Annotated in this window: 23 protein-coding genes and 1 pseudogene; 12 read left to right on the top strand and 12 right to left on the bottom strand. The window is 67.6% G+C overall.

What is annotated here, in order from left to right; translation table 11 throughout:
* Positions 1 to 113: 113 nt before the first annotated feature.
* From HNP48_RS35765 to HNP48_RS00500, 7 genes and pseudogenes are all read right to left on the bottom strand, one after another.
* Positions 114 to 2,519: pseudogene (locus HNP48_RS35765) on the bottom strand (Ig-like domain repeat protein); the annotation flags it as partial.
* 520 nt (positions 2,520 to 3,039) lie between these two features.
* The gene (locus HNP48_RS00525; RefSeq protein ID WP_184854902.1) at positions 3,040 to 3,555 is read right to left on the bottom strand and encodes a phage tail protein; all 516 of its coding nucleotides are present in this window, start codon (positions 3,553 to 3,555) and stop codon (positions 3,040 to 3,042) included.
* Positions 3,556 to 3,584: 29 nt separating this feature from the next.
* Positions 3,585 to 4,109 (bottom strand): phage tail protein, encoded by a 525-nt coding sequence (locus HNP48_RS00520; protein ID WP_184854901.1) that lies wholly within the window; start codon positions 4,107 to 4,109, stop codon positions 3,585 to 3,587.
* Positions 4,110 to 4,122: 13 nt separating this feature from the next.
* Positions 4,123 to 4,641, bottom strand: coding sequence for a phage tail protein (locus HNP48_RS00515; protein ID WP_184854900.1), 519 nt, complete (start codon positions 4,639 to 4,641; stop codon positions 4,123 to 4,125).
* Positions 4,642 to 4,675: 34 nt separating this feature from the next.
* The gene (locus HNP48_RS00510) at positions 4,676 to 5,944 is read right to left on the bottom strand and encodes an ABC transporter substrate-binding protein (RefSeq protein WP_184854899.1); all 1,269 of its coding nucleotides are present in this window, start codon (positions 5,942 to 5,944) and stop codon (positions 4,676 to 4,678) included.
* A gap of 21 nt (positions 5,945 to 5,965) precedes the next feature.
* Positions 5,966 to 6,514: a GNAT family N-acetyltransferase gene (locus HNP48_RS00505; protein WP_184854898.1), complete on the bottom strand. Its 549-nt coding sequence runs from the start codon at positions 6,512 to 6,514 to the stop codon at positions 5,966 to 5,968.
* A gap of 214 nt (positions 6,515 to 6,728) precedes the next feature.
* Positions 6,729 to 7,190, bottom strand: a complete 462-nt coding sequence (locus HNP48_RS00500; RefSeq protein WP_184854897.1) for a MarR family winged helix-turn-helix transcriptional regulator — start codon at positions 7,188 to 7,190, stop codon at positions 6,729 to 6,731.
* A gap of 75 nt (positions 7,191 to 7,265) precedes the next feature.
* Here HNP48_RS00500 and HNP48_RS00495 point away from each other — a divergent pair, with 75 nt between their 5' ends.
* On the top strand, positions 7,266 to 8,072 hold the full coding sequence (locus tag HNP48_RS00495; protein ID WP_184854896.1) for a siderophore-interacting protein: 807 nt from the start codon (positions 7,266 to 7,268) through the stop codon (positions 8,070 to 8,072).
* Positions 8,073 to 8,076: 4 nt separating this feature from the next.
* On the opposite strand, the gene HNP48_RS00490 is transcribed toward HNP48_RS00495, so the two are convergent.
* Positions 8,077 to 8,985, bottom strand: coding sequence for a LysR family transcriptional regulator ArgP (locus HNP48_RS00490; protein ID WP_184854895.1), 909 nt, complete (start codon positions 8,983 to 8,985; stop codon positions 8,077 to 8,079).
* 70 nt (positions 8,986 to 9,055) lie between these two features.
* On the opposite strand from HNP48_RS00490, the gene HNP48_RS00485 reads away from it, so the two are divergent.
* Both HNP48_RS00485 and HNP48_RS00480 read left to right on the top strand, forming a co-directional pair.
* The gene (locus tag HNP48_RS00485) at positions 9,056 to 9,670 is read left to right on the top strand and encodes a LysE/ArgO family amino acid transporter (protein WP_184854894.1); all 615 of its coding nucleotides are present in this window, start codon (positions 9,056 to 9,058) and stop codon (positions 9,668 to 9,670) included.
* Positions 9,671 to 9,793: 123 nt separating this feature from the next.
* Positions 9,794 to 11,374 (top strand): ABC transporter substrate-binding protein, encoded by a 1,581-nt coding sequence (locus HNP48_RS00480; RefSeq protein WP_184854893.1) that lies wholly within the window; start codon positions 9,794 to 9,796, stop codon positions 11,372 to 11,374.
* 76 nt (positions 11,375 to 11,450) lie between these two features.
* Here the strand turns inward: HNP48_RS00480 and HNP48_RS00475 are convergent, their stop codons facing one another.
* Genes HNP48_RS00475 through HNP48_RS00465 form a run of 3 tightly spaced genes read right to left on the bottom strand, consistent with a single transcriptional unit; the run spans position 11,451 to position 13,920 of the window.
* Complete coding sequence (locus HNP48_RS00475) at positions 11,451 to 12,059, bottom strand: glutathione S-transferase family protein (RefSeq protein ID WP_184854892.1); 609 nt, start codon at positions 12,057 to 12,059, stop codon at positions 11,451 to 11,453.
* Between the two features lie 22 nt (positions 12,060 to 12,081).
* On the bottom strand, positions 12,082 to 13,059 hold the full coding sequence (locus HNP48_RS00470; protein ID WP_184854891.1) for a 2-dehydropantoate 2-reductase: 978 nt from the start codon (positions 13,057 to 13,059) through the stop codon (positions 12,082 to 12,084).
* Between the two features lie 33 nt (positions 13,060 to 13,092).
* The gene (locus HNP48_RS00465; protein WP_184854890.1) at positions 13,093 to 13,920 is read right to left on the bottom strand and encodes an aldolase/citrate lyase family protein; all 828 of its coding nucleotides are present in this window, start codon (positions 13,918 to 13,920) and stop codon (positions 13,093 to 13,095) included.
* 126 nt (positions 13,921 to 14,046) lie between these two features.
* On the opposite strand from HNP48_RS00465, the gene radA reads away from it, so the two are divergent.
* The 3 genes from radA (at position 14,047) to HNP48_RS00450 (ending at position 19,809) form a co-directional block, all read left to right on the top strand.
* The gene (gene radA, locus HNP48_RS00460; protein WP_184854889.1) at positions 14,047 to 15,426 is read left to right on the top strand and encodes a DNA repair protein RadA; all 1,380 of its coding nucleotides are present in this window, start codon (positions 14,047 to 14,049) and stop codon (positions 15,424 to 15,426) included.
* 163 nt (positions 15,427 to 15,589) lie between these two features.
* A complete protein-coding gene (locus HNP48_RS00455) occupies positions 15,590 to 18,583 on the top strand; it encodes an MASE4 domain-containing protein (RefSeq protein WP_260420040.1) in 2,994 nt (997 codons plus the stop codon).
* Positions 18,580 to 19,809 (top strand): EAL domain-containing protein, encoded by a 1,230-nt coding sequence (locus HNP48_RS00450; RefSeq protein WP_184854887.1) that lies wholly within the window; start codon positions 18,580 to 18,582, stop codon positions 19,807 to 19,809. Before HNP48_RS00455 ends, HNP48_RS00450 begins: the two co-directional genes overlap by 4 nt.
* Before the next feature lie 39 nt (positions 19,810 to 19,848).
* Here the strand turns inward: HNP48_RS00450 and HNP48_RS00445 are convergent, their stop codons facing one another.
* Positions 19,849 to 21,612 (bottom strand): methyl-accepting chemotaxis protein, encoded by a 1,764-nt coding sequence (locus tag HNP48_RS00445; RefSeq protein WP_184854886.1) that lies wholly within the window; start codon positions 21,610 to 21,612, stop codon positions 19,849 to 19,851.
* 251 nt (positions 21,613 to 21,863) lie between these two features.
* Here HNP48_RS00445 and HNP48_RS00440 point away from each other — a divergent pair, with 251 nt between their 5' ends.
* Genes HNP48_RS00440 through HNP48_RS00415 form a run of 6 tightly spaced genes read left to right on the top strand, consistent with a single transcriptional unit; the run spans position 21,864 to position 26,555 of the window.
* Complete coding sequence (locus HNP48_RS00440; RefSeq protein WP_184854885.1) at positions 21,864 to 22,298, top strand: glycerate kinase; 435 nt, start codon at positions 21,864 to 21,866, stop codon at positions 22,296 to 22,298.
* A 40-nt stretch (positions 22,299 to 22,338) separates the two neighbouring features.
* Positions 22,339 to 23,277: a branched-chain amino acid transaminase gene (locus HNP48_RS00435; RefSeq protein WP_184854884.1), complete on the top strand. Its 939-nt coding sequence runs from the start codon at positions 22,339 to 22,341 to the stop codon at positions 23,275 to 23,277.
* A gap of 3 nt (positions 23,278 to 23,280) precedes the next feature.
* Positions 23,281 to 23,487, top strand: a complete 207-nt coding sequence (locus HNP48_RS00430) for a zinc-finger domain-containing protein (RefSeq protein ID WP_184854883.1) — start codon at positions 23,281 to 23,283, stop codon at positions 23,485 to 23,487.
* Positions 23,488 to 23,490: 3 nt separating this feature from the next.
* Entirely contained in the window at positions 23,491 to 24,306 is an 816-nt protein-coding gene (locus tag HNP48_RS00425; RefSeq protein WP_184854882.1) for a glycosyltransferase family 2 protein, read from the top strand.
* Positions 24,303 to 25,562 carry an O-antigen ligase gene (locus tag HNP48_RS00420; RefSeq protein WP_184854881.1) on the top strand — a complete coding sequence of 420 codons (1,260 nt, stop codon included), beginning with the start codon at positions 24,303 to 24,305 and terminating at the stop codon, positions 25,560 to 25,562. The genes HNP48_RS00425 and HNP48_RS00420 overlap by 4 nt, the downstream gene beginning before the upstream one ends.
* Before the next feature lie 18 nt (positions 25,563 to 25,580).
* Positions 25,581 to 26,555, top strand: a complete 975-nt coding sequence (locus HNP48_RS00415) for a glycosyltransferase (protein WP_184854880.1) — start codon at positions 25,581 to 25,583, stop codon at positions 26,553 to 26,555.
* The last annotated feature ends 5 nt before the right edge of the window (positions 26,556 to 26,560 follow it).

Here is a 26,560-nt window from a genome sequence, read left to right as displayed (position 1 = left end):
CCAATGGTGACCGGGGTGCCCGGCGTCACGGTTGCAGTGCCCTGGGTGATCACCGCGGGCGGGGGCGATCCGCCACCACTGCTGGGCACCTGGGCCGTGTAGGCCAGGGCCGTGGTGCCACTCTCGTTGCCCGCGGCATCGATCGCCTTGAGCGTGAAGTTGTGCAGCGCGAAGCTCAGGCCAGCGACGGTGACCGAGAAGCTGCCACCCGTGGCCGTGGCGTTGCCCAGCAGCGTGGCGCCTTCGTACACCTCCACCCGGCTGCCGGCTTCTGCCGTGCCGGTGATGACCACCGAACTGCCTTCTGCCGACGCGTTGTTGGCCGGGTTGGTCACCACCGGGGCCGATGGAGCGCTGATGTCGTAGGTCACGCCGGTGATGGAAGCCGTCACGGCGGCGTTGGTGGCCGCATCGGTCGCGTCGAACGCGAAGGTGTAGACCGCACCGTCGACCAGGCCCAGCGGGGCCGCGCAGCCATTGGCATCGGCGGTCAGCGCCACCACATGGGCCCCGGCATCACGGGCGGTGCCCTGCAGCGTGCAGGTGCGGGGCGATGCATTGTCGGCGGTGCCGCCGGTGCGGGTTGCCGTGATGCTGGCGCTGACCACGGCCTTGCTGAGTGTGAAGCCCAGCGTGCTGCCGAGCTTGATGGCACTGTTGTTGGCGGGCGTCAGGGCACTGAACACGGGGACATCGGTATCGCGTGTCAACACCAGATCCTGCACAAGAGTGCTTTCATTGCCCGCTGCATCGCGCAGGGTGATGCGGAAGGTCGCCTGCTGTCCATTGGCGATGCCACTGGTGTCGAGCGTGATGGTGGCCGTGCCGCCGGAGATGTTCTGGTTGGTGTAGACGTTGTTGACCCACACCTGGAGTCCATCCTCGACGTTCTGGACGATCAGCTGCGTGGAGTTGCCGATGGCAAAAGAGGGCCTTGCGGCCAGTGTGGGAGGCGTCGGCGCAACGGAATCCACCAGCACGCTGGCCGTGGCGGCAGCAGAGATATTGCCTGCGTTGTCCTTGACAAAGCCGTGCAGCGTGTAGCTGCCATCCGATGCGAACTGGTAGCTCGTGGGCACGGCACCCCAGGCGCAACCGGCCGACGCATTGTTTTCATGCAGGCAGTAGCCCGCAGCGGCGATGCCGGATCCTGCATCGCTGCCGCTGAAGGCCCCGGCCGCCACGGTGACCGTCCGGTTGGCGGCCGTGACAGAAGCGGGCAATGTCAGGCTGGCCGTTGGGGCCGTGGTGTCATAGGTGACCCCTGTGACCTGGGTGGCCGCTGAGACGTTGCCCGCCTTGTCCGTGCCGCTGAAAGCAATCGTGTAGATGGCGTTGCTGACCAGGTTCAGTGCCGTGGTGCAGCCATTGGCATTGGCGGCATAGGCGATCTGGTGCGTACCCGCATTCAGTGCCGTGCCCTGCAGCGTGCAGGTGTGCGTTGTCGGGTCGGCAGCGCCGCCGGTGCGCGTGAGCATGATGGTGGCGCCAGCCACCACCTCTTCGCTCAGCATGTAGTCGATGGTGCTGCTGCTGCCCAGGAAGCCATTGTCGGCCGGCTGGATGCCGGAGAACACCGGCAGCGTGCCGTCGCGGGTGATCGTGAGCGTGGCGCTGACCAGCGTGCTGCCTCCGCCTGCGGTCTTGGTTTCGACGACGAAGGTCTTGTCACCATCCGGCGCGGGCGTGTTCAGCAGGACGGCCAACTTGCCGGTGGCCGTGATGGTGCCCTGGTTGGCACCGTCCACCCATACTTCGGCGTTTTGCGGGCCGGTCACCGTGATCGAGGTTGTATTGGTATTCGTGGACCCATTGACCACCTGGGCTCTGCCGGCGGAGGTACCGGCCAGGTAGTTGCTGTCGCCGGGGTACTGGGCCGTGATGGTGTGCACCCCCACAACCAGATCGATCGGGCTGCAACTGGCCGTGCCATTGGTCAGGGTCAGGTTGGAGCAAGCGGCAATGGCATCCACGCCGGACCGCAGACTCACCTGGGCCGTGGGCGCAGGATTGCCTGTGACCGTCACCGACAGGATGGCAGGGCTGCCCAGTGTGACGGGCGTTGTGGGATTGACCACCATGCTCGGCGGTCCTTCGGGGTAGGCGCTCGTGTTCGATACGCTTCCCGTAGTGGCCAGGGTGGCGCTGCTGCCGGTGGCATTCATCACGGCCGTATCCAGGACCACTGTACCGCCGATGTTGCCGCCGGTGTTGGCTCCGAACTGGGAATTGGTCAGGTTGATGGTGGTCGCTGCCGTGCGGTTGACCCACACCGCGCCACCGCGGTCGGCTGTGTTGCTGTTGAAGATGGAGCCGTCCACCGTCATCGTGCCGATGTTGCGGATCGCGCCGCCTTCACCAGCAGCCGTGTTGCCATTGAAAATGCAGGAATTGATGGTCAGCGCACCACGGTTTTCGATGGCACCGCCGCTGGATTCCGCAGAGTTGCTGCGGAAGGCGCAGTTGCTCAGGCTGGCGGTGGAACCTGCTGGGATGAACAATCCACCTGCATTGCTCATGCCGCTGCTGGCCAGCGCTTTGCCGTTTTGCACGGTGAGCCCGCTCAGCGTGAGGGTCACGTTGCCGCTCGGCGGCACGATGTCCAGCACGCGGACGGCATTGCCGCCGGAAATGCTGGTGGCGGTCGCTCCGTTGCCGGTGATAGTGACGGATTTCTGGATGACCAGGGGGCCGGTGCTCAGCACGATGGTCTGGCCTGACAACGCGCTCGCAAACACAATGGTGTTGGGGCCGGTGGCGTCCGCTGCAGCGCAGCCTGCCGAGACATTGCCGCCCGCGTTGGTGTTCGCAATAGCCTTGCGCAGCGTGCAGCCTGTAGAGCCGTCCCCCAGTGCATCCACCGTCACTGTGGCGGCGGCAGCCTGCGCCTGGCCTGCGGCGCTCAAGGCCAGAACCAGCATGCCCAGGCCGGACCACCAGATCGGCTTCAGGGTTGGGATCCTTCGTTGCATGAAATCGACTCCTCGGTCGGCCCGCAGGCCTTGCAGCGCCAGCGCGCCTTGTGGGTTCTTGTGTGGATCAGTTGCGGGACGGGAAGACGCCCTGCAGTGCGATCACGAAGTTCATCACCAGGAATGGCGGTAAATTGTTGTGAGGCTGTGTTCCGCCGGCGGGCGCCAGCAGCTGTGTATTGATTCCAGCAGCGGTGGCATCGGTGTAGGGGGAATCCACCGCCGATGCAGCCAGATGGGCGTTCTGCGGGGAGCTACTGGTACCGACCCCACTGACGGCGTTCAGGGCGTGGGTGTGCGAAGGTATCTGTGCCAGGGTCAGGGTGACGGTTTCCACCCCCGCTTGCTGGCCCTGCTGGTAGGAACTGCCCAGGGTGGAGGTCCCCATGCCCATGGGGCGCCGCCCCCGCAGATCAGGCAGCGCAAAGGTGGTCTGTCCGTTGCCCCCATAGGTGGTTCCCAGCAGAGAAAAAAGGGCGGTGTTCTGTGAGATGGGGAGCATCTGTCCACTGCAGAAGGCCCAGCCTCTGGGCGCAAAGGGGAAGGCACACAGTGTGATTTCGCCGAGAAATGGGGTCGTCATGGGGGTTCCGATCAGGGGGCGGCAATCGCTCAGTTGCGGGAGGGGTAGATCCCCTCAAGGGCGATGCAGAAATTCAGGGCCAGGTAGGGCGGCATGTTGTCGTGGGCCTGAGTTCCGCCCGCCGATGTGACAGCCGTAGCTGCCATGTTGGTGTTCAAGGCACCGGGTTCGTAAAGGTCCGAGCGAATGCTCGATGGCGCCAGCCCGCCTGTGCCTGCAGCGGGTGTGTTCAAGTTGCCGGCCGCTGTCACAGCGTTCACACCATGCGTGTGTACCGGCATCTGCGTTGCCAGGAGCGTCACGCTCTCAACGCCGCCATCCTGACCCTGGTTGTAGATGGACAGGCCTGGCCCCTGGCCGAACCCGATAGGGGCTCTCCCCTGGAGATTGGGCAGCGCAAAGGTGGTCTGTCCGTTGCCCCCATAGGTGGTTCCCAACAGCGAAAACAAGGCGGTGTTCTGCTGAATGGCGATGATCTGGCCCTCGCACTTCGCCCAGCCACGCGGTGCGAAGTTGCAGCCGAAGATGCGGATTTCTCCAACGAATGGATCCATGGAATGTCCCCTTTCAGTTGCGCGACGGGAAGATCCCGCCCACGCAAATGATGTAACCGACGGCCAGATAGGGCGAACGGTTTTCGTGCGGTTGGCTACCGCCGGATGTCGTCAGCGTATCGGCCGCAAGATTCGTCGTGGCAGCAGCGCTGGTGTAGCGAAAATCACGGGCAGACGTGGTGCCCAGCAGGCCATTTTGAGGAGAGGCCTGGGTGCCGATCCCCCCATGCATCAAACCATGGCTGTGTTGTGGCATCTGCTGGGTGGTCAGGGTCACGTCCTCCGACCCCGAGACTTCCCCCATGGTGTACGAACTCAGCCCGGGGCCCTGGCCCTGGTGCACCGGTGCCCGTCCCCGCAGATCGGGCAGCGCGAAGGTGGTTGTTCCATTGCCTCCATAGGTGGTGCCCAGCAGAGAAAAGAGAGCAGTGTTTTGTGCAATGGACAAAATTTGGCCGTTGCAGAACATCCAGTCCCGGGGCGCGAAGTTTCCGCCGAATATGCGGATTTCGCCAAGATAAGCTTCTGACATCGTCAATATCTTTCTGTTGTGGTCGCTCGTGCCGTCAGGTCGCCAGGTAGGTCCCGGCGATGCGGCTCCCCAGAATTTCACACAGGCCCTGGCAACTGCCAGCATGCACGGACGGCAGTGCCACAGCGGAACCGGTCTGACCCAGGTGCAGGCCATGCAGATAGGCTGAAACCACGGTTTCACCGGAGGCCGTATCCAGGCGCACCTCGCCACGCGGCGTCTGCAGCACGGCGGCTTCCATGGCCTGGGCCAGTTGCAGTCCACGGGGGCGCGACAGGGCGGCGGCGTGCAGGCGCTGGGCCATCTCGTGCCCCAGCACATGGAAGGGCGTGGGGCTGCGTGTGCCCAGCGCGGATGCCAAGGCGGTATCGCTCAAACGGGGTTGCCAGGGGCGGGTGGCCCAGATGAGCGGACCCTGAGCAGGCTGCTGCAGGGCAGCAGCAGCCATGGTTTCCCCGAGCATGCCGCCAGCCACCAGGGGGACATGGCGGGCCGCGTCCGAGCCCGCCCAGAACTGTTGGAATGCATCCGCCCGTGCGCCGGAATCCAGCGCGAAGACGAAATCGGGCCGTGTCTGGCGCACCAGCAACGCCAGCTCTTCCAACTGGCTGGCCCCATCGGCTGCGCGTGTGAACACCGTGTTCTGCACCCGGCCACCGGCGGAAGCCAAACCGCGCTCGAAAGCAGGCAGGTGGTCAAAACCGCTGTCTGCCGGGCCCACGGCCACAATGGCGCGCGGGCCGAGCGCCTTGGCAGCCCAGCGGCCCGTGGCCCAGGCGGCTTGCCAGTAAGCCAGGCTGTTGTGCACCACCCAGGGTGAGCGCGCCTGGGGACTGAGCGCATTGGCGCCGGTATCGCCCACGAGCAGGGGCACCTGGTAGCGCTCCAGCAGAGGCTCCCAGGGGGCGGCCTGCGCGCCGGCGTCGACAAAACCGGCCAGCACGTCCACTTGCCCGGTCGCCAGCAGCTCCTGTGCGGCACGTTGCGCCTGGCTGGAGTGGCTTCCATAGGCGACCGGCGTGAAGTGCAATCGCGGGCCAGCGGTCTGCTGCTGCGCAAAAGCCTGGGCGCCGGCCATCAGCTGCGCACCAAGCAGGGGGTAGGCACGCCCCTGGGGCAACAGCATGCCGACCCGCAGCGTGCTGCGGCCCGCTCCCAGCGGCGAGGATGGGGCTGCACCGGCAAGGCTTGGGGCGCCCAGGGCAGCGGCAACCGCCACCGCCCCGGCGCCGGCGACAAACCGGCGGCGGCTTTCGGATTCCGGGGCCTCTGGGGCCAAGGGCGCGGTGTCTTCGAATTCCATGGGTCGTTGTTCCTGGTTCAATCAGTCCACTGTCTGTAGTTCATTCGTGCCACGGTTGCCGGACTTCCTTGCGGAAGCCCGCCGTGGCTTGCCATGCGGCCATTCCATCTGCCGCACCATGCCGTCGTCGGCCACACTCGCAAAGCCGCAGCGCTCGTACAGGTGCACCACGGGGTTCGCGCTGGCGGCTTGCAGCCGCAGGCCCACGCCAGCCGCCTGGGCCTCCTGCTGGAGCCGGGTGATCAGTTCGGCCCCAATGCCCTGGCCGCGGGCGGCAGGCAGAAGCTCGATGTTGACCAGCACCCAGCGTTCCGCATTGCGGCAAACGGCCAGCATGCCGACGGGTTGGTCGTCGCTCAACACCAAGCGGGTTTCCACAGGGGGCAGGTACTGGCCGTAACCGGCCGTGCGAAAGCGGTGCTGCATGGCGCAGAAGGCGTCGATCTGGGCGTCCGGCCAGCCGATGGCTTGGAGCTCAGGCTCGCGCACCGAGCGGTACACGGCGTTCAGGAACGCTGCGTCGTGCTCGGTTGCAGGACGCAACGCGAGGGCTGGCTGCTGCTTCGCCATGGACGCTCCCACTTGCCACACCTTTCTTGCCGCCCAACCAGGCAGGCTCTGCCAGCGGCGCCGTGCCGCAAAAACCAGAAGTTACACGCAAATTTTAACGACTGCACGTAAAGTTTTACCGCTTGGTGCGATTGTGGCGCTGAAGCTGCGGCCGCCCTGGGTGCTCCAGCAGTGCGCGCAGGGCCCGGGTGCACCGGGGACGCCTGTGCCGTGGTCAGCCGCGCCGGTCGCACGCTGGCAGGGCATCCAGCTCCCCGCGCAGTTGCTCCAGCAGTGCCAGCAGCTGCGCCTGGGTGCCCGCATCGCAGCCGGCCAGCAACCGGGCCGACAGCGTCTGGCGCAGGCTGCGCACTGTCTCCTGCAGGGCCTGGCCCTCGGGGCTCAGGGCCAGGATGCGGCTGCGGCCGTCGTCGGGGTTGGGGTGGCTGGTGATCCAGCCGCGCTCGGCCAGCAGCGCCACCATGCGCGCCACCTGGGCCTTGTCGGCGCCGCTGTGGCGCACCAGGTCCTTCTGCGTGGCCCCCGGGTGGCGGCCGACGAAACCCAGTGCACGCACCTCGTTCATGGTCAGGTCGGGGTGGATGGCGGCCATGGCCCGCACCATGTGCGCGCGGTACACGTGCATCAGGTCGTGCATCGCTTCAAAGACATCGGCGGGGGGGCGGTTGCGGTGCATGGCAAAGCCAACCGGTTGACAAAGTCAACTTGTTGGCGGATGATTTGGTTGATTGAATCAACAACATTGTAACTTATGGACACCGAAACCCTTGTCACCGCTGCGCCTGCCGATTCCTTGGCCATCACCCGCGTTCGCCATGCCTTGAAGGCACGCCAAGCCCAGGTGCTGCGCCGCACCGAAGTCAGCCCCGGCTTTGTGCGCCTCACCTTGGGCGGGCCCGACATGGCCGACTTCGTGAGCGCAGGCTTCGACGACCACCTGAAGCTCATCCTGCCGCACCCGGGCCAGGAGCGCGCCAGCCTGCCGTCGATGCAGGATGGCCGCCCGGTGATGCCCGAGCCGCGCCCCGTGCTGCGCGACTACACGCCCGCGCACTACGACGCCACCAAGGGCGAGTTGGACATCGAAGTGGCGCTGCACGATGCCGGGCCCGCCTCCGACTGGGCCGCTGCCGCCCAGGTGGGCCACTGGGTGGGCATTGCCGGCCCGCGTGGCAGCATGGTAGTGCCCACCGCCTTCGCGTGGCACTGGCTGCTGGGCGACGAGACGGCGGTGCCCGCCATCGCGCGGCGCCTGGCCGAACTGCCGGCCGAGGCAAGCGCCACCGTGCGCATCCAGGTGCGCAACCCGGCCGATCAGCGGGCCTTGGCCAGTGCCGCCAGGCTCGATCTGCAGTGGGTGAGCTCGCTGCCAGAGGCGGCCGAGGCGCTGGCGATCCCCGAGGGTGATGGCTATATCTGGGCGGCCGGCGAGCATGCCGACATGGCGGCCCTGCGCAAGGTGGTGCTGGCCAAGCCGGGCGTGAGCCCCAAGCGCATGCGCATCGCGGCCTACTGGAAAAAAGGCGTGGCCGACCACCACGAAGATCTCCCTGCCTGATCGATCAGGGCAGCAGCGCTGCCTTGGCGGCCTGCTGCACCGCCTGCGTCATGCGCTGCAGTGCCTGCACATTCAGCCGCCAGAACTGCCAGTACAAGGCCACGTCCACCGGCTTGCCGGGCACCAGCTCCACCAGGTGGCCGGCATCGATGGCCTCGCGCGCCAGCTGGTCGGGGCTCATGCCCCAGCCCAGCCCGGCCAGCGATGCGGCCACAAAGCCCTGCGATGAAGGCAGCCAGTGCACGGGCGGTGCCAGTTCGCGCCGCGCGATGCGGCGCATGAAGCGCTCCTGCAGCGCATCCTTGCGGTTGAAGACCAGCACCGGCGCCTGGGCCAGTGCAGTGCCCGTCACCCCGTGGGCAAAGTGGCGCTGCATGAAGGCCGGGCTGGCCAGCGCCCGGTAGCGCATGGTGCCCAGGCGCACCACCTGGCAGCCCTGCACGGGCTGCGGATCGGCCGTGACGGCGGCCATCACCCGGCCCTGGCGCAGCAGCTCGGATGAATGGTCCTGGTCCTCGACATGGATGTCGAAGGTGATGGGCGGGGCCGCGCCCGGGGTTGGTTCCGCAGCCTGGGCCATGGCGTCAATGAACCAGCTGGCCAGCGAATCGGCATTCACCCCCAGCGCCAGCCGCACGGGCGCCAGCCCCGCGCCGCTGCCGGCAATGCTGCGCAAGGCATCGGCTTCGCTCAGGGCCATCTGCTGTGCGTGGCGCAGCAGGGCCTGGCCGGCCTCGGTCGGCGTGCAGGGCGCGGCGCGGCGCACCAGCACCTGGCCCACGCGCTCCTCCAGCAGCTTGACGCGCTGGGACACGGCCGACCGCGTCACGTGCAGCGCCACGGCGGCGCGCTCGAAGCTGCCGGTTTCCAGCACGGCGGCCAGGGCCGCCAGTTGCGCGGTGTCGAGGTGCATTCAGAACTGCTTACGGGTAGAAAAAAAGTATAGCTTCTCTTTCCGCTGCGCGACGGGCACCATCGCGGCCATGAATCTCTCTTCGGCTTTTGCCAACGGCTTTTCCTCGACCGCCATCCTCATCATCGCCATCGGTGCGCAGAACGCCTTCGTGCTGCGCCAGGGCCTGCGGCGCGAGCATGTGCTGCCCGTGGTGGTGGTGTGCGCGCTGTCCGATGCCATCTTGGTGCAGGCCGGTGTCTGGGGCCTGGGCTCGGCCGTGCAGGCCCACCCCGCCTTGCTGGTGGCCGCACGCTGGCTGGGCGCGGCCTTTTTGCTGGCCTATGCGGCGCGTGCCCTGCTGCGGGCCTACAAGCCTGCGGCGATGCAGGTCGGGTCCGATGGCGCGACAGCGGCCGGCTGGCAGCCCGTGGTGCTCACCGCCATGGCCTTCACCTGGCTCAACCCCCATGTGTACCTGGACACCGTGCTGCTGCTCGGCGCCATCGCCAGCCCCTACCCACCCTCGCTGCGCATGGGCTTTGCGGCCGGAGCCAGTTTGGCGAGCCTGTTGTGGTTCTCTGCGCTGGGCTGGGGCGCGCGCTGGCTGGCGCCGCTGTTCGCGTCGCCGCACGCCTGGCGGGTGCTCGATGGCGTGGTGGCGGCCATGATGGTCGCACTGGCCGTGGGGTTGCTGCTGCATTGAGGGGGCGGCAGACGCCCTGGGGGCGCGGCGCATAAGGTTACAACGAGAAATTCGTTCGCACCCCGGGCCGCGCGGTCCATAGTGCAGTGCACAACGACTTTTTGCACAAGCACTGTTTTTTCCATGCGATTCCAATCCCTGCTGCTGGCGGCCGCACTGGCCGGCGCGCTGCCCCTGGCAAGCCACGCCAATACCTTCCGCTGGTCGCGCTCCACCGACCTGTCCTCCTGGGACATCCACGCCCAGAACGTGGGCGTCAACAACACCCTGCACGCGGCCGTGTACGACACCCTGGTCGAGTACAACAGCAAGACCTTCAAGCCCGAGCCCTCACTGGCCACCGAGTGGAAGCGCGTGAGCCCCACGCAGCTGCGCCTGACCCTGCGCAAGGGCGTGAAGTTCAGCGACGGCAGCGACTTCACGGCCGACGATGCCAAGTTCTCGCTCGAGCGCGCCAAGGCCAAGACCTCCAACTTCGCGGTCTACACCCAGGGCATCGACCGCGTGGAAAAGGTCGACGCCCACACCATCGACATCTTCTCCGACGTACCCAACCCGGTGCTCGTGAACCAGCTCACCGAGCTGCGCATCCTGAGCAAGGCCTGGGCCGAGAAGAACAATGCTGTCACGCCCAAGGACATCAAGACCAAGGACGAGCCCTTCTCGCACCGCAACGCGCTGGGCACCGGTCCCTTCGTGCTCGAGTCGTGGACGCCCGACCAGCGCCTGGTGCTCAAGGCCAACCCCACCTGGTGGGGCAAGGGCAAGTACGGCGGCAACGTGACGCAGATCGTCTACACGCCCATCAAGTCCGACGCCACGCGCACGGCTGCGCTGCTCTCGGGCGAGCTCGACTTCGTGCTCGACCCGGGCCTGCAGGACCTGCCGCGCGTGCGCCAGACGCCGAACCTCAAGGTGCTCGACGGTGCCGAGAACCGCTCCATCTTCCTGGGCCTGGACCAGTTCCGCGACGAGCTGCCAGGCTCCGACGTCAAGGGCAAGAACCCGCTCAAGGACGTGCGCGTGCGCAAGGCGCTCTACCAGGCCATCGACATCAACGCCATCCAGCGCGTGGTGCTGCGCGGCCTGGCCCAGCCCTCGGGCACCATCATCGCGCGCCAGATCAACGGCTGGACGCCCAAGGCCGATGTGCGCTACCCCTATGACACCGCTGCAGCGCAGAAGCTGCTGGCCGAGGCCGGCTACCCGCAGGGCTTCGAGGTGGACTTCGCCTGCAGCGCAGGCCGCTACATCAATGATGAGCAACTGTGCCAGGCCATCACCGCGCAGTGGGCCAAGGTCGGCGTCAAGGCCAAGCTGCGCTCGCTGCCGTTTGCCACCTACTTCCCGATGATCCAGCGCAACGAGGCCAGCATCTACCTGCTGGGCTGGGGCGTGCCGACCTTCGACGCCTACTACTCGCTGCAGTCGCTGGTCCGTTCCAGCGGCGCCGGCGGCGACGGCAACTTCAACCTGGGCCGCTTCTCCAACCCGCAGCAGGATGCGCTGATCGAGCGCATCAAGAAAGAGACCGACACCGCCACGCGCAACGGCCTGATCGAAAAAGCCTTGATCGCCGACCACGAGCTGATCTCGCACATTCCGCTGTACAACCAGATCATCCCCTGGGCCGCCACGCAGAAGGTGGACATCGTGCACCGCGCCGACAACCGCGTCGACTGGCGCATCTTGAAGGTGAACTGAACCCCGGTTCCACTCAAAAAAAAGCCCCCCGCAGCCGGTGCAGGCTGCGGGGGCTTTTTTCTTTGGGCGATGGGGCTCAGCCCAGCGCGCGTTGCACCGCCGGGCGGGTGCGCATGCGGGCCGTGTGGCCGGCCACCTTGGGGAAGGCGGCAATGTCCACACCATCCGACTTGAGCCACGAGGCAATGGTGAACAGGTAGGCGTCCGCCACCGAATAGTCTTCGCCCAGCACCCAGGGGCCTTGCAGGTAGTGGTTCTCGATGAGCGTGAAGCTTTCGGTCATGGTCTGCGGCACCTTGCGCTGCATGTCGGCAATGGCGGCCGCATCATCGGCCCAGCGCGCGGCACGCCGGCCATGGGCGTGGTTCACGTGCACGGTGGAGGCCAGGTAGCTGTTGAACTCCTGCATGCGGGCCAGGGCGAAGGGGTCGTCCAGCGGTGCGAGCTTCGCGGCCGGGAAACGCTGCGCAATGTAGAGCAGCAGCGCGGGTGTCTCCGACAGCACGCCATGTTCGGTCACCAGCGTGGGAACGCGGCCCTTGGGGTTGATGGCCAGGTACTCGGGGCTGCGCTGCTGCTGGTTGGCGAAGTCCAGGGTCACGAGTTCATGGCCCGCATCGGCCTCGTGCAGGGCGATGTTCGCGGCCAGGGAGCAGGTGCCGGGGGCGGAGTAGAGCTTGAGCATGGTTGCGTGGTGAAGTGGAAAGTCAGTACAAACCGCGGGTGCGGGCCATCAGGCGGGCGAGGCCGAGCAGTGCGCCCGTGTGCGGGGTCGGTGTGTTGGTGATCTGCCCAAGCTCGTGGACGGCGCCCACCAGAGCGTCGATCTCCACGGGTTTGCCGGCCTCCACGTCCTGCAGCATCGAGGTCTTGAAGGCGCCGAGCTTGCGCGTCACGGCATGGCGGTCTTCGGGTTGCTGGTCGATGGGCAGGCCGAGCTGGGCGCCTATGGCCTTGGCCTCCAGCATCACGGCCGAGACAAAGCCGCGCACCAGCTCGTCATCGAGGATGCGGTCGGTGGTGGCGCCCGTGAGCGCGCTGATCGGGTTCACCGTGAGGTTGCCCCAGAGCTTGAACCAGATGTCCTTCTGGATGTTCGTGGAGACTTCCACCTCGATGCCGCCGCGTTGCAGCACCTCGGCCAGCGCTTGCAGCCGCGCGCTGGCGCTGCCATCGGGCTCGCCCACGATCAGGCGGTTGCCGAAATGCTGCTTGACGAAGCCCGGCGCCTCCACCGAGCAACTGGCATGCACCACGCTGCCCAGCACCTGGCGCGCGGGAATGGCGCGCGCAATGGCACCACCCGGGTCCACCGACTCCAGCGTGCGGCCCCGGGCCGCGCCGCCGCAGCCATCGAGAAACCACCAGGGCACGCCGTTCATGGCGGTCAGCACCACCGTCTGCGGGCCGATCAGTGGTGCCATGGCGCGTGCGACCTCGGGCAGGCCAGGCGCCTTCACTGCGATGACCACCAGGTCCTGCACGCCCAGGGCGGCAGGGCTGTCGCTGGCGCGCACGGGGGCGCTGGTGACACTGCCGTCCGGGCGGCGCAGGCGCAAGCCGTCGGATTGCAGCGCCGCGAGCGTGGCGCCGCGCGCCACCAGGCTCACCTCGCAGCCTGCCTGGGCCAGGGCCAGGCCAATCCAGCCGCCAATGGCGCCGGCACCGTAGATACATGCTTTCATCGTCGTTGTCTCTTGCTGTCGTTGTCGGTTGATTCAATAGCCGTTGGGGCGTGCCTGCGCAGCCCCGTCCGGGCGAAAGCGCGCCAGCAGCTGCCGGGCTGCACTGGCCAGCAGCATGGTGTCGATGCCCACGGCCACAAAGCGTGCGCCCGCCGCCAGCCACTGGCGCGCCTGGACCTCGTTGGTGGCGAGGATGCCGGGCGCCTTGCCCGCGCGCAGGATGCGCGCAATGCCCTCGTGGATGGCGGCCTGCACATCGGGGTGGCCGGGGTTGCCCGGGTGGCCCATCGAAGCCGACAGGTCCGCCGGGCCGATGAACACGCCGTCGACGCCGGGCACCGCGGCGATGGCATCAAGGTTCTCCATCGCCTGCACCGTCTCGGCCTGCACCAGCAGGCAGATCTGGGCATTGGCCTCGTGCACATAGTTGGGGTAGGCCTGCCAGCGCGACGAACGCGCCAGTGCGCTGCCCATGCCGCGCACGCCTTCGGGCGCATAGCGCGTGGCGCGCACCAGCCCGCGCGCCTGCTCGGCCGTATCCACCATGGGTACGAGGAGGGTGGTGGCGCCGATGTCCAGGTACTGCTTGATCAGCGCCGTGTCGCCCACGGGCACGCGCGCAATGGGGTGGGGCGGCTGCGCCCCAGCGGGCAGTGCGCTGGTGGCGCTGGCCACGGCCTGCAGCAGGTGCAGCTGCGAGCGCAGGTCGTTGGGCGCGTGCTCGCCGTCGAGCAGCAGCCAGTCGTAGCCCGTGCCGGCCAGGATCTCGGTGCTGTAGGCATCGGCCAGGCCCAGCCACAGGCCGAGCTGGGTACGGCCCTCGGCCATGGCCTGCTTGAAGGTGTTGGTGGGGGTGTGCATGCGTGCGTGTCCGTCGGTCCGTCGTGTGCCAGGGCGACATCGTACGGGAGCCTGCGGCCACGCACCGGTGCACAGGGCATTTGCCGGCCGCTATAGTCACCCACCCGCTTCACGACACCCGACACCATGGCCAAGGACAAGACCGTTTTCACCTGCACCGAATGCGGCGGCACCAGCCCGCGCTGGCTGGGCAAGTGCCCGTCCTGCGGCGCCTGGAACTCGCTGATCGAGCAGGTGGCCGAGGCCGGGCCGGGCAAGAACCGCTACAGCACGCCGCAGCATGCGGGCCTGGCCCAGGCCCAGGCGGTGATGCCGCTGTCGGCCATCGAGGCCAGCGACGTGGAGCGCACGGCCAGTGGCATCGATGAGCTCGATCGCGTGCTGGGCGGGGGCATTGTCGAAGGCGGTGTGGTGCTGATCGGGGGTGACCCGGGCATCGGCAAATCCACCCTGCTGCTGCAGGCGCTCGATGCCCTGCAGCGCATGGGCCTGCCCACGCTGTACGTGACGGGCGAGGAGAGCGGCTCCCAGGTGGCGCTGCGCTCGCGCCGGCTGGGGCTGGACCACAGTCAGGTCAACGTGCTGGCCGAGATCCAGCTCGAAAAGATCCTCGCCACCATCGAATCCACCCAGCCCGCCGTGGCGGTGATCGACTCCATCCAGACCGTGTACTCCGACCAGCTCACCTCGGCCCCCGGCTCCGTGGCCCAGGTGCGCGAATGCGCGGCCCACCTCACACGCGCGGCCAAGTCCACGGGCGTGGCCATCGTGCTGGTGGGCCATGTCACCAAGGAGGGGGCGCTGGCCGGCCCACGCGTGCTCGAGCACATGGTGGACACGGTGCTGTACTTCGAGGGCGACACGCACAGCCAGTTCCGCATGGTGCGTGCCATCAAGAACCGCTTCGGTGCCGTCAACGAGATCGGCGTGTTCGCCATGACGGAAAAGGGCCTCAAGGGCGTGAGCAACCCCAGCGCGATCTTCTTGAGCCAGCACAGCGAGCCCGTGCCGGGCAGCTGCGTCATGGTCACGCTCGAAGGCACGCGCCCCATGCTGGTGGAGATCCAGGCCCTGGTGGACAGCGGTGGCCCGAGCCCGCGGCGCCTGTCCGTGGGCCTGGACAAGGACCGCCTGGCCATGCTGCTGGCCGTGCTGCACCGCCATGCGGGCGTGGCCTGCATGGACCAGGACGTGTTCGTGAACGCCGTGGGCGGCGTGCGCATCAGCGAGCCTGCGGCCGACCTGGCGGTGATGCTGTCCATCACCTCCAGCCTGCGCGGCAAGGCGCTGCCGCGCGGTTTTCTGGCGTTTGGCGAGGTGGGCCTGGCCGGCGAGGTGCGGCCCGCGCCGCGTGGTCAGGAGCGGCTCAAAGAGGCCGCCAAGCTCGGCTTCAGCGTGGCCGTGGTGCCCAAGGCGAATGCGCCCAAGAAGCCCATCGAAGGCCTCACCATCCACGCCGTGGAGCGCGTGGAAGAGGCGATGAACGTGGTGCGTGAAATGGGCTAACGCCCTTCCCCGGACCGGCCCGGCAGCATTTTCCTTGCTCCTGCAGGGCACTTGGACTAAGCTGGTTCGGGTCCATTGGACGAATCTGCCCGGCGTCCGCCAATGCCCGCTTCAGAGGCACCTGCGGCGCCGGTAGCGATTGCAGAGGGAGGCTGCGTTGGCCATGGAGCATTCTCTGGGTTCGCCTTCTGACAGCGGATCGGCCTTTCTGTCCACGCTGGATGCAGACACACGCCAGCGGCGCGTGGCCGTTGCCGCGATTTTTGCTTCCCTGCTGATCTTCCTGGCCATTGCGCCCTTTGCGCGCGTGGCCTTGCCGCAGGTGGGCGCCTTCATCCCCATCTACCAGACCGCCCTGGTCACCAGCGACCTGATCACCACCGTGCTGTTGTTCGGGCAGTACAGCTTTCTGCGCTCCCGTGCATTGCTGGTGCTGGGGGCGGGCTACCTGTTCTGCGCCTGCATGGCGGTGGCGCACGGGCTGAGCTTCCCCGGGCTGTTTGCACCCGGTGGCGCCCTGGGCGCTGGTCCGCAAACCACGGCATGGCTGTATTTCCTGTGGCATGGCGGCTTTCCGCTGTTTGTTCTCGCCTATGTCCATTGGAAGGGTCGGTCGGGCCTGCGCGCGGGTGCCCATGCACCGGCGAAGGGTTCGGTGCGCCGCAGCATCGTAGGGGCCATCCTGTGCACCCTGGCGCTGGCGTTGGCGCTGGTGTTGCTGAGCACCGCCGGCCATGACGCTTTGCCCGTACTGATGCGCGGCAACCAGGACGACTCGGGCAAGCTCCTGGTGGCCGTGTGCACCTGGATCCTGTCGCTGGTGGCCTTGCTGGCCCTGTGGAGAAAGGCGCACAGCGTGCTGGACCTGTGGCTGATGGTGACCCTCGTGGCCTGGCTGCTGGACATCGCCCTGTCCTCGGTGCTCAACGGGGCGCGCTTTGACCTGGGCTTCTATGGCGGGCGGGTGTACGGGCTGCTGGCCTCGTCTTTTGTACTCATCGTGCTGCTGCTGGAGAGCAGCCGCCTCTATGGCGAGCTGGCCACGGCCCATGCGCGCGAACGCCAGCGCAGCGCAGAGCTCGAAGTGGCGCGCAACGAGGCCGACGCGGCGGCCCAGGCCAAGTCCAACTTCCTGGCCGCGATGAGCCATGAAATCCGCACCCCCATGAACGGCGTCATCGGCATGATCGACGTGCTGGCGTGCTCCAGCCTGAAAAGCCCGCAGGTGGCGATGGTGGACCTGATCCGCGAGTCCGCGTTCTCGCTGCTGAGCATCATCGAGGACATCCTGGATTTCTCCAAGATCGAGGCCGGCCACATGGACGTGGAAAGCGAGCCCATGGCTGTGGGAGAGGTGGTCGAGAAGGTGTGCGTGATGCTCAACCGCCTGGCCGAGAAGCAGGGCGTCGAACTGAGCCTGTTCACCGACCCCGAAATCCCCGGCCTGGTGCTCGGGGACGCCTTGCGCCTGCGCCAGATACTGATCAACCTGGTGAACAACGCGATCAAGTTCTCCGCGGGCGGAAAGACCACCGGCCGCGTGGCGGTGCGCGCCGTGTTGGTGGAGCAAGGCGCTCAGAGCGTTACCCTGGAATTCCAGGTCATCGACAACGGCATCGGCATGGGCGAGGCCACACTGGCGACGCTGTTCACGGCCTTCACGCAGGCGGATGTGTCCACCACGCGGCGTTTTGGCGGCACCGGGCTGGGGCTGGCCATTTCCGGCAACCTGGCGCAGCGCATGGGGGGCAGCATCGCCGTGGTCAGCGCGCCCGGTGCGGGGTCCACCTTCACGCTGCGCCTGCCCTTTGCGCGCGCTGCAGGCGCACAGGACGGTACTGCAGGCGCGCAAGACGGGGCCGCCCCACCCCCCTCCCTGGTGGCCGGCCTGTCCTGCCTCATCATCGGCAACGGCAAGACGCTGTCTGGAGACCTGGTGACCTACCTGGCGAATGCGGGCGCGCACACACGGCATGTGGCGAGCCTGGAGGCGGCCGGGCGGCTGGCACCCAGCCTGGCGCCCGGGCCCTGGGTCTGGGTGGTCAACACCGAGGCCGACAGCCCCGCATCGCTTGATCGCCTGCGCGCCATCGCGCGTTCCAACCCGGGGCTGACCCAGCACTTCGTGGTCATCGGCCATGGCCCCCACCGCTACCCACCGCAGTTCGATGCGGACCGCATCTCCGTGGATGGCAATGTGCTGACGCGTGCTGCGCTGTTGCGTGCCGTGGCCATGGCGGCGGGGCGTGTGCCCTGCCAGGACGAGCAGAGCGCGCTGGCGCCAGCGCGCCATGCCCCGGCGCCCCTGGCGCTGTCGCGCGAAGAGGCACGCCGCCAGCGCCGGCTGATACTGGTGGTGGAAGACAATGAAATCAACCAGAAGGTCATCATGCAGCAGCTGTCGCTGCTGGGCCTGACCGCCGATCTGACCAGCGACGGCCTGCAGGCCCTCATACGCTGGCGCAGCGGTGACTATGCGCTGATCGTGACCGATCTGCACATGCCCGGCATGGACGGCTACCAACTGGCCTCGGTAATCCGCGCCGAGGAGCAGGAACGCGCGAACGCGCGCATCCACGCCGCCGAAGCGGTCGATCCGCCCGTGCGCATCCTGGCGCTGACCGCCAATGCCCTCAAGACAGAGGCGCAGCGCTGCAAGGATGCCGGCATGGACGACTACATGAGCAAGCCTGCCCCCCTGTCGGACCTGCAGGACCTGCTCGAGCGCTGGTTGCCCAAGCCCTCGCCGGCCACGCCGGCCCCGGGGGAGCGCAGTCCCGGCCTGCTGCACCTGCCCGCCGGCCCGGTCGACGTGGAGGTCCTGCGCAGCCTGGTGGGGGAGGACCCGCAGGTCGTGCGCGAGTTTCTGCAGGCCTTTCGCAGCAGTGCCGCACGCATTGCCCAGGAAGTGGAGCAGGCCTACTGTGCCGGCAGCGCGGCCAGGACCGTGGCGGCGGTGCACAAGCTCAAGTCCGCAGCGCGGTCGGTGGGCGCCATGGCGCTGGGGGACTTGTGCGCCGACATGGAGCAGGTGGGCGCGGCGGGGCAGATCGACGCGCTGTCGCTGGCCTTCCAGCATTTCAAGCTGGAGATGGCCACCGTCGACCAGCATCTGGCCGAGATCCTGTCCGGCGACCTGGGGGACAGTACGCCATGAGCGCCCGATCGGACATCCGCATCCTGGTGCTCGACGACGAGCCCTTCATGCTCATGCTCCTGGCCCGGCAACTGGCCAACCTGGGCTTCACCCGGGTCGATACCTGCGACAACGGCCAGGCGGCGCTCGACCGGGTGGACGATGCCGCGCTGGCGCCGCAGCTCATCCTGTGCGACCTCAACATGCCCGGCATGGATGGCGTGGAGTTCGTGCGCAAGCTGGTCGAGCACGGTTACACCGGCAGCCTGATCCTGGTCAGCGGCGAGGATGAGCGCACCCTGCACTCGGCCCGCCGGCTGGTGCAGGCCCACCACATCGAAGTGCTGGGCAGCCTGCAAAAGCCCGTGCCGCCGCAGGCGCTGTTCCAGCTGGTGGAGCGGTGGGTGCCTGCGGCACGGCGCGCCCAGCACCTGCACGGCAAGGGCTATGGCGTGGAGCGGCTGGCACAGGCCATCCAGGCGGGTGAGCTGGTCAACCACTACCAGCCCAAGGTATCGGTCTCGACCGGCGCGGTGGTGGGCGTGGAAACCCTGGTGCGCTGGCGCCACCCGGAAGACGGCCTGGTGTACCCGGACCAGTTCATCGGCTTGGCCGAAGCCCATGGATTGATCGATGCGCTCACCCAGGTGGTGTTGGCCCAGGCGTTGCGCGACAGCACCACCTGGGCGCGCGAGGGCCTGGCGCTCAAGGTGGCCGTGAATGTGTCCATGGACAACCTGCATGCCCTGGAATTCCCCGAGCGGATCACCGCCGTGGCCGCTGCGGCCGAGGTCAAGCCCCAGTCCATCGTCCTGGAGGTGACGGAAAGCCAATTGATGAAGGATCTGCGGGCGCCGCTGGAGATCCTGACGCGCCTGCGCCTGCGCCGGTTCAAGCTCTCCATCGACGATTTCGGCACCGGCCACTCATCCTTGGCACAGCTGCGCGATGTGCCTTTCGACGAACTCAAGATCGACCAGGGTTTCGTGCATGGCGCCCACCACAACGAAACCTTGCGCGCCATTTTCTTTGCCAGCCTGGGCCTGGCCAAGGAGCTGGGCATGGAGGTGGTGGCCGAGGGCGTGGAAGACGCCGAGGACTGGGATTTCCTGCAGAAATCGGGCTGCGACCTGGCCCAGGGTTACTTCATTGCGCGGCCCATGCCCGCCGACCAGGTGCTCGATTGGGTCGCGGCCTGGCGGGCGCGCTGGGCCAGGGAGCATGCAGGCGGGCCGTCCTCGGGGTGACGGCCCATGGGAGCGGGTGGCCCAACGGGGGCTTTCCGCTCAGAACGATTCCCAGTCGTCGTCCGAGCCCTTGGCTGCGGCCTTGGGCGTTGGGGCTGGCGTGGATGCCTTGGCGGGTGCGGGTGCCGTAGTCGCCTTGGGGGCCTGCAGCTTGCGGGCGGCAGCCGTGGGGGCTGCGACCTTGGGCGCAGGCGCCGCGACCGGGCGTGGCGCCGCCACGGGGGCACGGCGGGGCGCTGGTGCCGCTGCGGGCTGCTGGTAGCCCACGTTGAACACCGACACCACCTCGGCCAGGCGCTGGGCCTGGTCGCGCAGCGACGAGGCGGCCGCGGCGGATTCCTCGACCAGGGCGGCGTTCTGCTGCGTCATCTGGTCGAGCTGGGTCACGGCCACGTTCACCTGGGCAATGCCGTCGCGCTGCTCGGACGAGGAGGCCGTGATCTCGCCAATCAGGTCCGAGACGCGGCGCACGCTGCTGACGATCTCGTCCATGGCCTGGCCGGCCTGGGTGACCTGTCCGGAGCCGGTCTCCACCGATTCCACCGAGGCCGTGATCAGGCCCTTGATTTCCTTGGCCGCTTCGGCGCTGCGCTGGGCCAGGCTGCGCACCTCGCTGGCCACGACGGCAAAGCCGCGGCCCTGCTCACCGGCGCGCGCGGCTTCCACCGCGGCGTTGAGCGCCAGGATGTTGGTCTGGAAGGCGATGGAATCGATCACCCCGATGATGTCGGCGATCTTGCGCGAGCTGTTGGTGATGGTCTGCATGCTGTCGACCACCTGGGCCACCACCTCGCCGCCGCGGCCGGCGGCCTGGGCGGCCGTGCTGGCCAGCTGGTTGGCCTGGCGCGCGGTATCGGCCGACTGGGTCACGGTGGCGGTCAGCTCCTCCATGCTGGCGGCGGTTTCCTCCAGGTTGGCGGCCGTCTGCTCGGTGCGCGACGACAGATCGTGGTTGCCGGTGGCGATTTCCACCGAGGCGTTGGACATCGAATCCACACCGGTGCGCACCTCGGACACGAGCGCGCGCAGGCGCTCGGCCATCTGCGAGACCGTGCGCAGCAGATGGCCGAATTCATCCTGCCGGTCGTCCTTGGCCTGCACCGTGAGGTCGCCGCCGGCAATCGCGTCGGCCAGTTCCACCGCGCGGTCCAGCGGCCGGCTGATGGAGCGCACCAGCAGGAAGGACAGCACCAGGCCGAGCACGAACACCAGGCCCTGGATGGCCCAGGCCAGCACCCGTGCGCGGCCCAGGGCGGCGCCGGCTTCCTGCTTGGCGGCGTCGCGCTGCGACTGCTGCAGCTGCACGAAGGCCTCGAGCGAGTCCACATAGCTGCCGATGGCCGCCAGGTACTGGCGCTCCACGAAGGTCTTGAAGGCGGCGGCATCGCCGCCCTGCTTGATCTCGCGGGCCTGCTTGTTCAGGGCGAGGATCTTGGTGCGTTCGGCCGCCACCCGCTCCAGGGCCGCTTTGTCGGCGGGGCTGGTGGCCAGTTCCACCACCTTGGCCTGGATGGCCGAGATGCCGGTCACGCCGGCCTTGACGCGGCCATCGAACAGCGTGGTCAGGTCCGCATCGGGGGTGGAATTGCTGGCCAGCACGCGCTCGCCCGTGGTTTCGGTCGCGCCCTTCCATTGCAGGGCCAGGGTGATGCGCTGGTCGTAGGACTGCAGCGAGGCCATGGCCTCGCCCACGACGCTGTCGGTCCGGGCCTGGGCCCAGAGGGACACCAGCAGCATGGCACCCAGCAGGCCCACGATGGATCCCCACAGCTTGGGGGAAAGGCGTATGTCGTCCAGTTTCATGGCTTGTGCTCCCGCAGGCATCACCCGGCGTATCAGGTTGTATCAACCGGGCGAGGGTAAACCGCGGCGCACGCTTGCGCCATACGGCGGCCGCAGCCATGCATTTGATGTAGCGTTTGCACAACGAAATGGCCGTGCCCGCCACGCAGGCGCAGTCTGCGTTGGGTTCCAGGGGCGGTGGCCGGGAGGGCCTTGCCGGCCTGCGGTCTTCACGGATGGCTGTGCGCGCCGGGCATAAGACAATACCGCCCATGAATTTTCGCAATCTCGTGGTGCCGCTCGCGGCGGTGGGTGGCCTGGCATTCGGCTATGTGCAATATGGGTGGCCGGGCGTGGCGGCTGTGGGCGGCGGGCTCATGATGTGGGCGCTGCTGCACTTCACGCGCCTCATGAATGTGCTCAAAAAAGCGGCAGACCGGCCCATCGGCCACGTTGGCAGCGCCGTCATGCTCAATGCCAAGCTGCGTCCCGGGGTGAACCTCATGCATGTGGTGGCCATGACGCGCTCGCTGGGCCAGCTGCTGTCCGACGATGGTGCCCAGCCCGAGCTGTACCGCTGGACGGATGGATCCCGCTCCTTCGTGACCTGCGAGTTCAAGAATGGCAAGCTCGTGAAGTGGGAACTGGTGCGCCCCGCCCAGGACGAGGCGCCAGCTCCGGTGGCCGAGGTCCCTCCGGCCCCGTAAAATCGCTGTTTTGCGACCTACAGCAACCCAAAGGACCCCCATGAGCCCCGTAGTTCCCTCAATGGCCGACCGTGACGGCAAGATCTGGATGGACGGCCAGATGGTGGATTGGCGCGACGCCAAGATCCACGTGCTGACCCACACCCTGCACTACGGCTGCGGCGCGTTCGAAGGCGTGCGCGCCTACAAGACCGCCGATGGCACGGCCATCTTCCGCCTCGAAGAGCACACCGACCGTCTGTTCAACAGCGCCAAGATCCTGCGCATGAAGATTCCCTTCAGCAAGGACGAAGTGAACGAAGCCCAGAAGGCCGTGGTGCGCGAAAACAAGCTCGAATCGTGCTATCTGCGCCCATTGACCTGGATCGGCTCGCAAAAGCTCGGTGTTTCGCCCAAGGGCAACCAGATCCACCTGATGGTGGCCGCCTGGGCCTGGGGCGCCTACCTGGGCGAGGAGGGCATGAAGCGCGGCATCCGCGTCAAGACCAGCAGCTACACGCGCCACCACGTGAACATCACGATGACGCAGGCCAAGGCGGTGAGCAACTACACCAACTCCATCCTGGCCAACATGGAAGCCCTGGACGACGGCTACGACGAAGCCCTGCTGCTGGACAGCAGCGGTTTCGTGAGCGAAGGCGCGGGCGAGAACATCTTCGTGATCAAGAACGGCGTGATCTACACGCCCGACCTGTCGGCCGGCGCCCTGAACGGCATCACACGCAACACCGTGTTCCACATCGCCAAGGACCTGGGCCTGGAAATCGTGCAAAAGCGCATCACGCGCGACGAGGTGTACATCGCCGACGAAGCCTTCTTCACGGGCACGGCCGCTGAAGTCACGCCGATCCGCGAGCTCGACCGCATCGAGCTGGGCAGCGGCAGCCGCGGCCCGATCACCGAAAAAATCCAGAGCGCCTTCTTTGACATCGTCAACGGCCGCAACCCGAAATACGCCCACTGGCTCGCAAAGGTCTGAACGATGTCCCAAGCTGTGATTGAACTGCTGGCCAAGGACCTGAACGCCCAGGGCGGGGTCTTCTGCCCCAGCCCCAAGGCCGACATGAAACTGTGGAACAGCCACCCCAAGGTCTATCTGGACGTGGGCCGCAGCGGCGAGGCCAAGTGCCCCTACTGCGGAACGGTGTACCGCCTGAAGGCGGGCGAGCACGTGCACGCTGGCCACTGACCAATGTCGGTGGCCGCTGGCGACGCAAAGGCGTCGCCCACGCTCACGGTGGCGGTGCTCACGCACAACGAAGCCCACCGTATTGAAGCCTGCCTGCGCAGCGCTGCCTTCGCCGACCAGGTGCTGGTCGTCGACAGCGGCAGTACGGACAACACGGTCGCCCTGGCCCAGGGCCTGGGCGCGGAAGTCCATTCCTACCCCGACTGGCAGGGCTTTGCCGTGCAGCGCAACCGCCTGCTCGCCCACGCGCGCGGCGACTATGTGTTCTTTCTCGACGCCGACGAGGTCATGACGCCTGCCTTCCAGCAGGAGGTGCAGGCCATCGTGCGCTCGGGCGAGCGCGCGGTATGGACCATCCGCTGGCGCATGGTGGCCTTTGGCCAGGAGCTGCGTTACTTCCTCTCGCAGTCGCGCATCGAGCGCCTGTTCGTGCGCTCCATGGTCCGTGAGTTCACGGGCGTGGTGCACGAGCAGGCCCAGTTGCACCCCGAGCCCGGCGGCACCGCGGTACCGCGCCGCCTGGTGCGCGCGCGCTTGCTGCACTACACGCGCAACTCCGTGCGCACCAGCCTCGAAAAGCTCACCCAGTACGTGATGCTGGGCGCTGCCAAGCGCGCCGAGCTGGGCAAGCGTGGCGGCGTGCTGCGTGGCCTGGCCTCGGGCGGCTCGATGTTCCTGCGCCTGTATGTGTTCCGCCTGGGCTTTCTGTGCGGGGGCGCGGGTTTCCTGTACTGCCTGTTCGTGGCGCTCGAAGGCTTCTTCCGCTATGCCGCGCTGCACTACGATCGTGACAGCCTCACGGGCCGGGTGATCCGGTGACGGTCCGCACCTACCGCTGGTTCGGGCGCAGCGCCAGTGTGGGCGCCTTCATGGTGCCCGGCCTGGCGTTGTGGCTGCCGTCCGGCTACTCCTATGGTGCGGCGCTGCTGCTGCTGGCGGCGCTGGCCAGCGCCCCCGTGTGGTGGCGGCGCCCCGCGCCGCGTGCCGCCTGGTGGCTCACGGCGGCCTTCTCGTGCATGGCCGCGCTGTGGCTGCTCGATGTGGGCGCCACCTGGGGCTGGGGCAGCATGGACCGCCCGGTCAAGTACCTGCTGGCGCTGCCCTGCATCTTCTACCTCATGACCTTCGAGCCGCGGGCCTCCTGGCTGTGGATGGGCATGGCGGTAGGGGCCGTGGGCAGTGGCCTGGTCGGCATCTACCAGATTGGCGTGGAGCAGCTGCCGCGTGCCAGCGGCTTCACCAACGCCATCCAGTACGGCAACCTGAGCATGCTGCTGGCCGTGATGAGCGGCCTGCTGCTGGTCGTGCAATGGCGGCGCTGGGTGGCCTGGCAGCGGCTGCTGCTGGTGGCCGCCATCGTGCTCGGTGCGGTGGGCTCGGTGCTTTCGCAGTCGCGCGGCGGCTGGCTGGCGCTGGTGCTGCTGCTGCCCGTGTGCGCCTGGCTGCTGGTGCGCACCACCGGCCAGCGCCGCGTGTACTGGGGCCTGTGTGTGCTGGCCATTGCCGCGGCCGCGCTGTCGCAGGTGCCGGCCGTGGAGCAGCGCGTGGACGAGGCGCGCCAGGAAATGCAGGTCTACCAGCAGCGCGGCGATGGCCGCAGTTCGGTGGGCCAGCGCCTGGCCCACTGGCAGCTGGCCTGGCAGATGGGCTGGGACCGGCCCTTCACCGGCTGGGGCCGGGCCGGCTACGAGCAGGAAAAGGCGCGCCGCGTGGCCGCAGGCCTCGCGCACCCCGTGGTGCTGGAGTTCGGCCATGCGCACAACGAGGTGTTGGACCTGTTCGCCAAGCGCGGCCTGCCCGGCGTGCTGCTGCTGTTCGCGTTCTACGGCATTCCGCTGGTGATGTTCTGGCCCACGGCCCGGCGCATCCGCGATGGCGCGGGCAAGATGGACCGCGAATCGCTCTCGCTGTGCCTGGTGGGCGTGATGCTGCCCCTGTCGTACATCGGCTTCGGGCTGACCCAGGTCTTCCTCGCGCACAACAGCGGCAACATGTTCTACCTCTTCATGTGCCCGCTGGTGCTGGCGGCCCTGCACGAGCGGCGTGCGCGCATCGGCTGCGGCCGCCCCTTCTGACACTACGGCGTCTTTCCCATGCATATCCTGCTGGTCAACAACTCCCCCATTCCGGTGTACGGCTACGGCGGTACCGAGCGCGTGATCTGGGACCTGGGCAAGACCCTGGTGCAACTGGGCCACCGCGTGAGCTACCTCGTGCCCGAAGGCTCGAGCTGCGATTTCGCCCAGGTGCTGCCCATCCAACCCGACGCGCCCTGGGACGGCCAGATCCCGGCCGACGTCGACATCACCCACTTCCAGTTCAACCCGCGCAGCGAGCCCTCGCGGCCCTACCTGGTCACCGAGCACGGCAATGCGCGCAAGCCCAAGCCGCTGCCGCTGAACACCGTGTTCCTGTCGCGCAACCATGCGGCGCGCTACGGCTCCACCGAGTTCGTCTACAACGGCCTGGACTGGTCGGCCTATGGCCCGGTGGACTTCGCGCGCCCGCGCGACCACTACCACTTCCTGGGCAAGGCGGCCTGGGGCGTGAAGAACGTGGCCGGCGCCATCAAGGTGGCCAAGCTGGCGGGCGTGGAGCTCGACGTGCTGGGCGGCGACCGCATCAACTTCAAGCGCGGCTTCCGCTGGACGCTGTCACGCCGCATCCATTTCTTCGGCATGGTCGGCGGCCCGCAGAAGAACGAACTGCTGAATGCTTCCCGCGGTCTGATCTTTCCCGTGCGCTGGCACGAGCCCTTCGGCCTGGCCGTGATCGAAAGCCTGTACTTCGGCTGCCCGGTGTTCAGCACGCCCTATGGTGCCTTGCCCGAGCTGGTGCCTGCCGAGTGCGGCAGCCTGTCGGCCAGCGCCAGTGAACTGGCCGAGGCCGTGCGCACCCACAAGGCCGACCCGCGCGCCTGCCATGCGCACGTGCAGCAGCACTTCAGCGCCGAGGCCATGGCACGCGGCTACCTGCGCTACTACGAGCGCGTGCTGGCCGGCGAGGTGCTGCACCGCGAGCACCCGGTCATCCAAGGTACCGCGCGCGACCTGCCCTGGACGCGTTGACCTCG

Source organism: Acidovorax soli (assembly GCF_014207955.1).
GTDB lineage: Bacteria > Pseudomonadota > Gammaproteobacteria > Burkholderiales > Burkholderiaceae_C > Acidovorax > Acidovorax soli_A.
The sequence above is the reverse complement of the archived record's forward strand: the minus strand, read 5'-3'. Positions and strand labels throughout refer to the sequence as shown.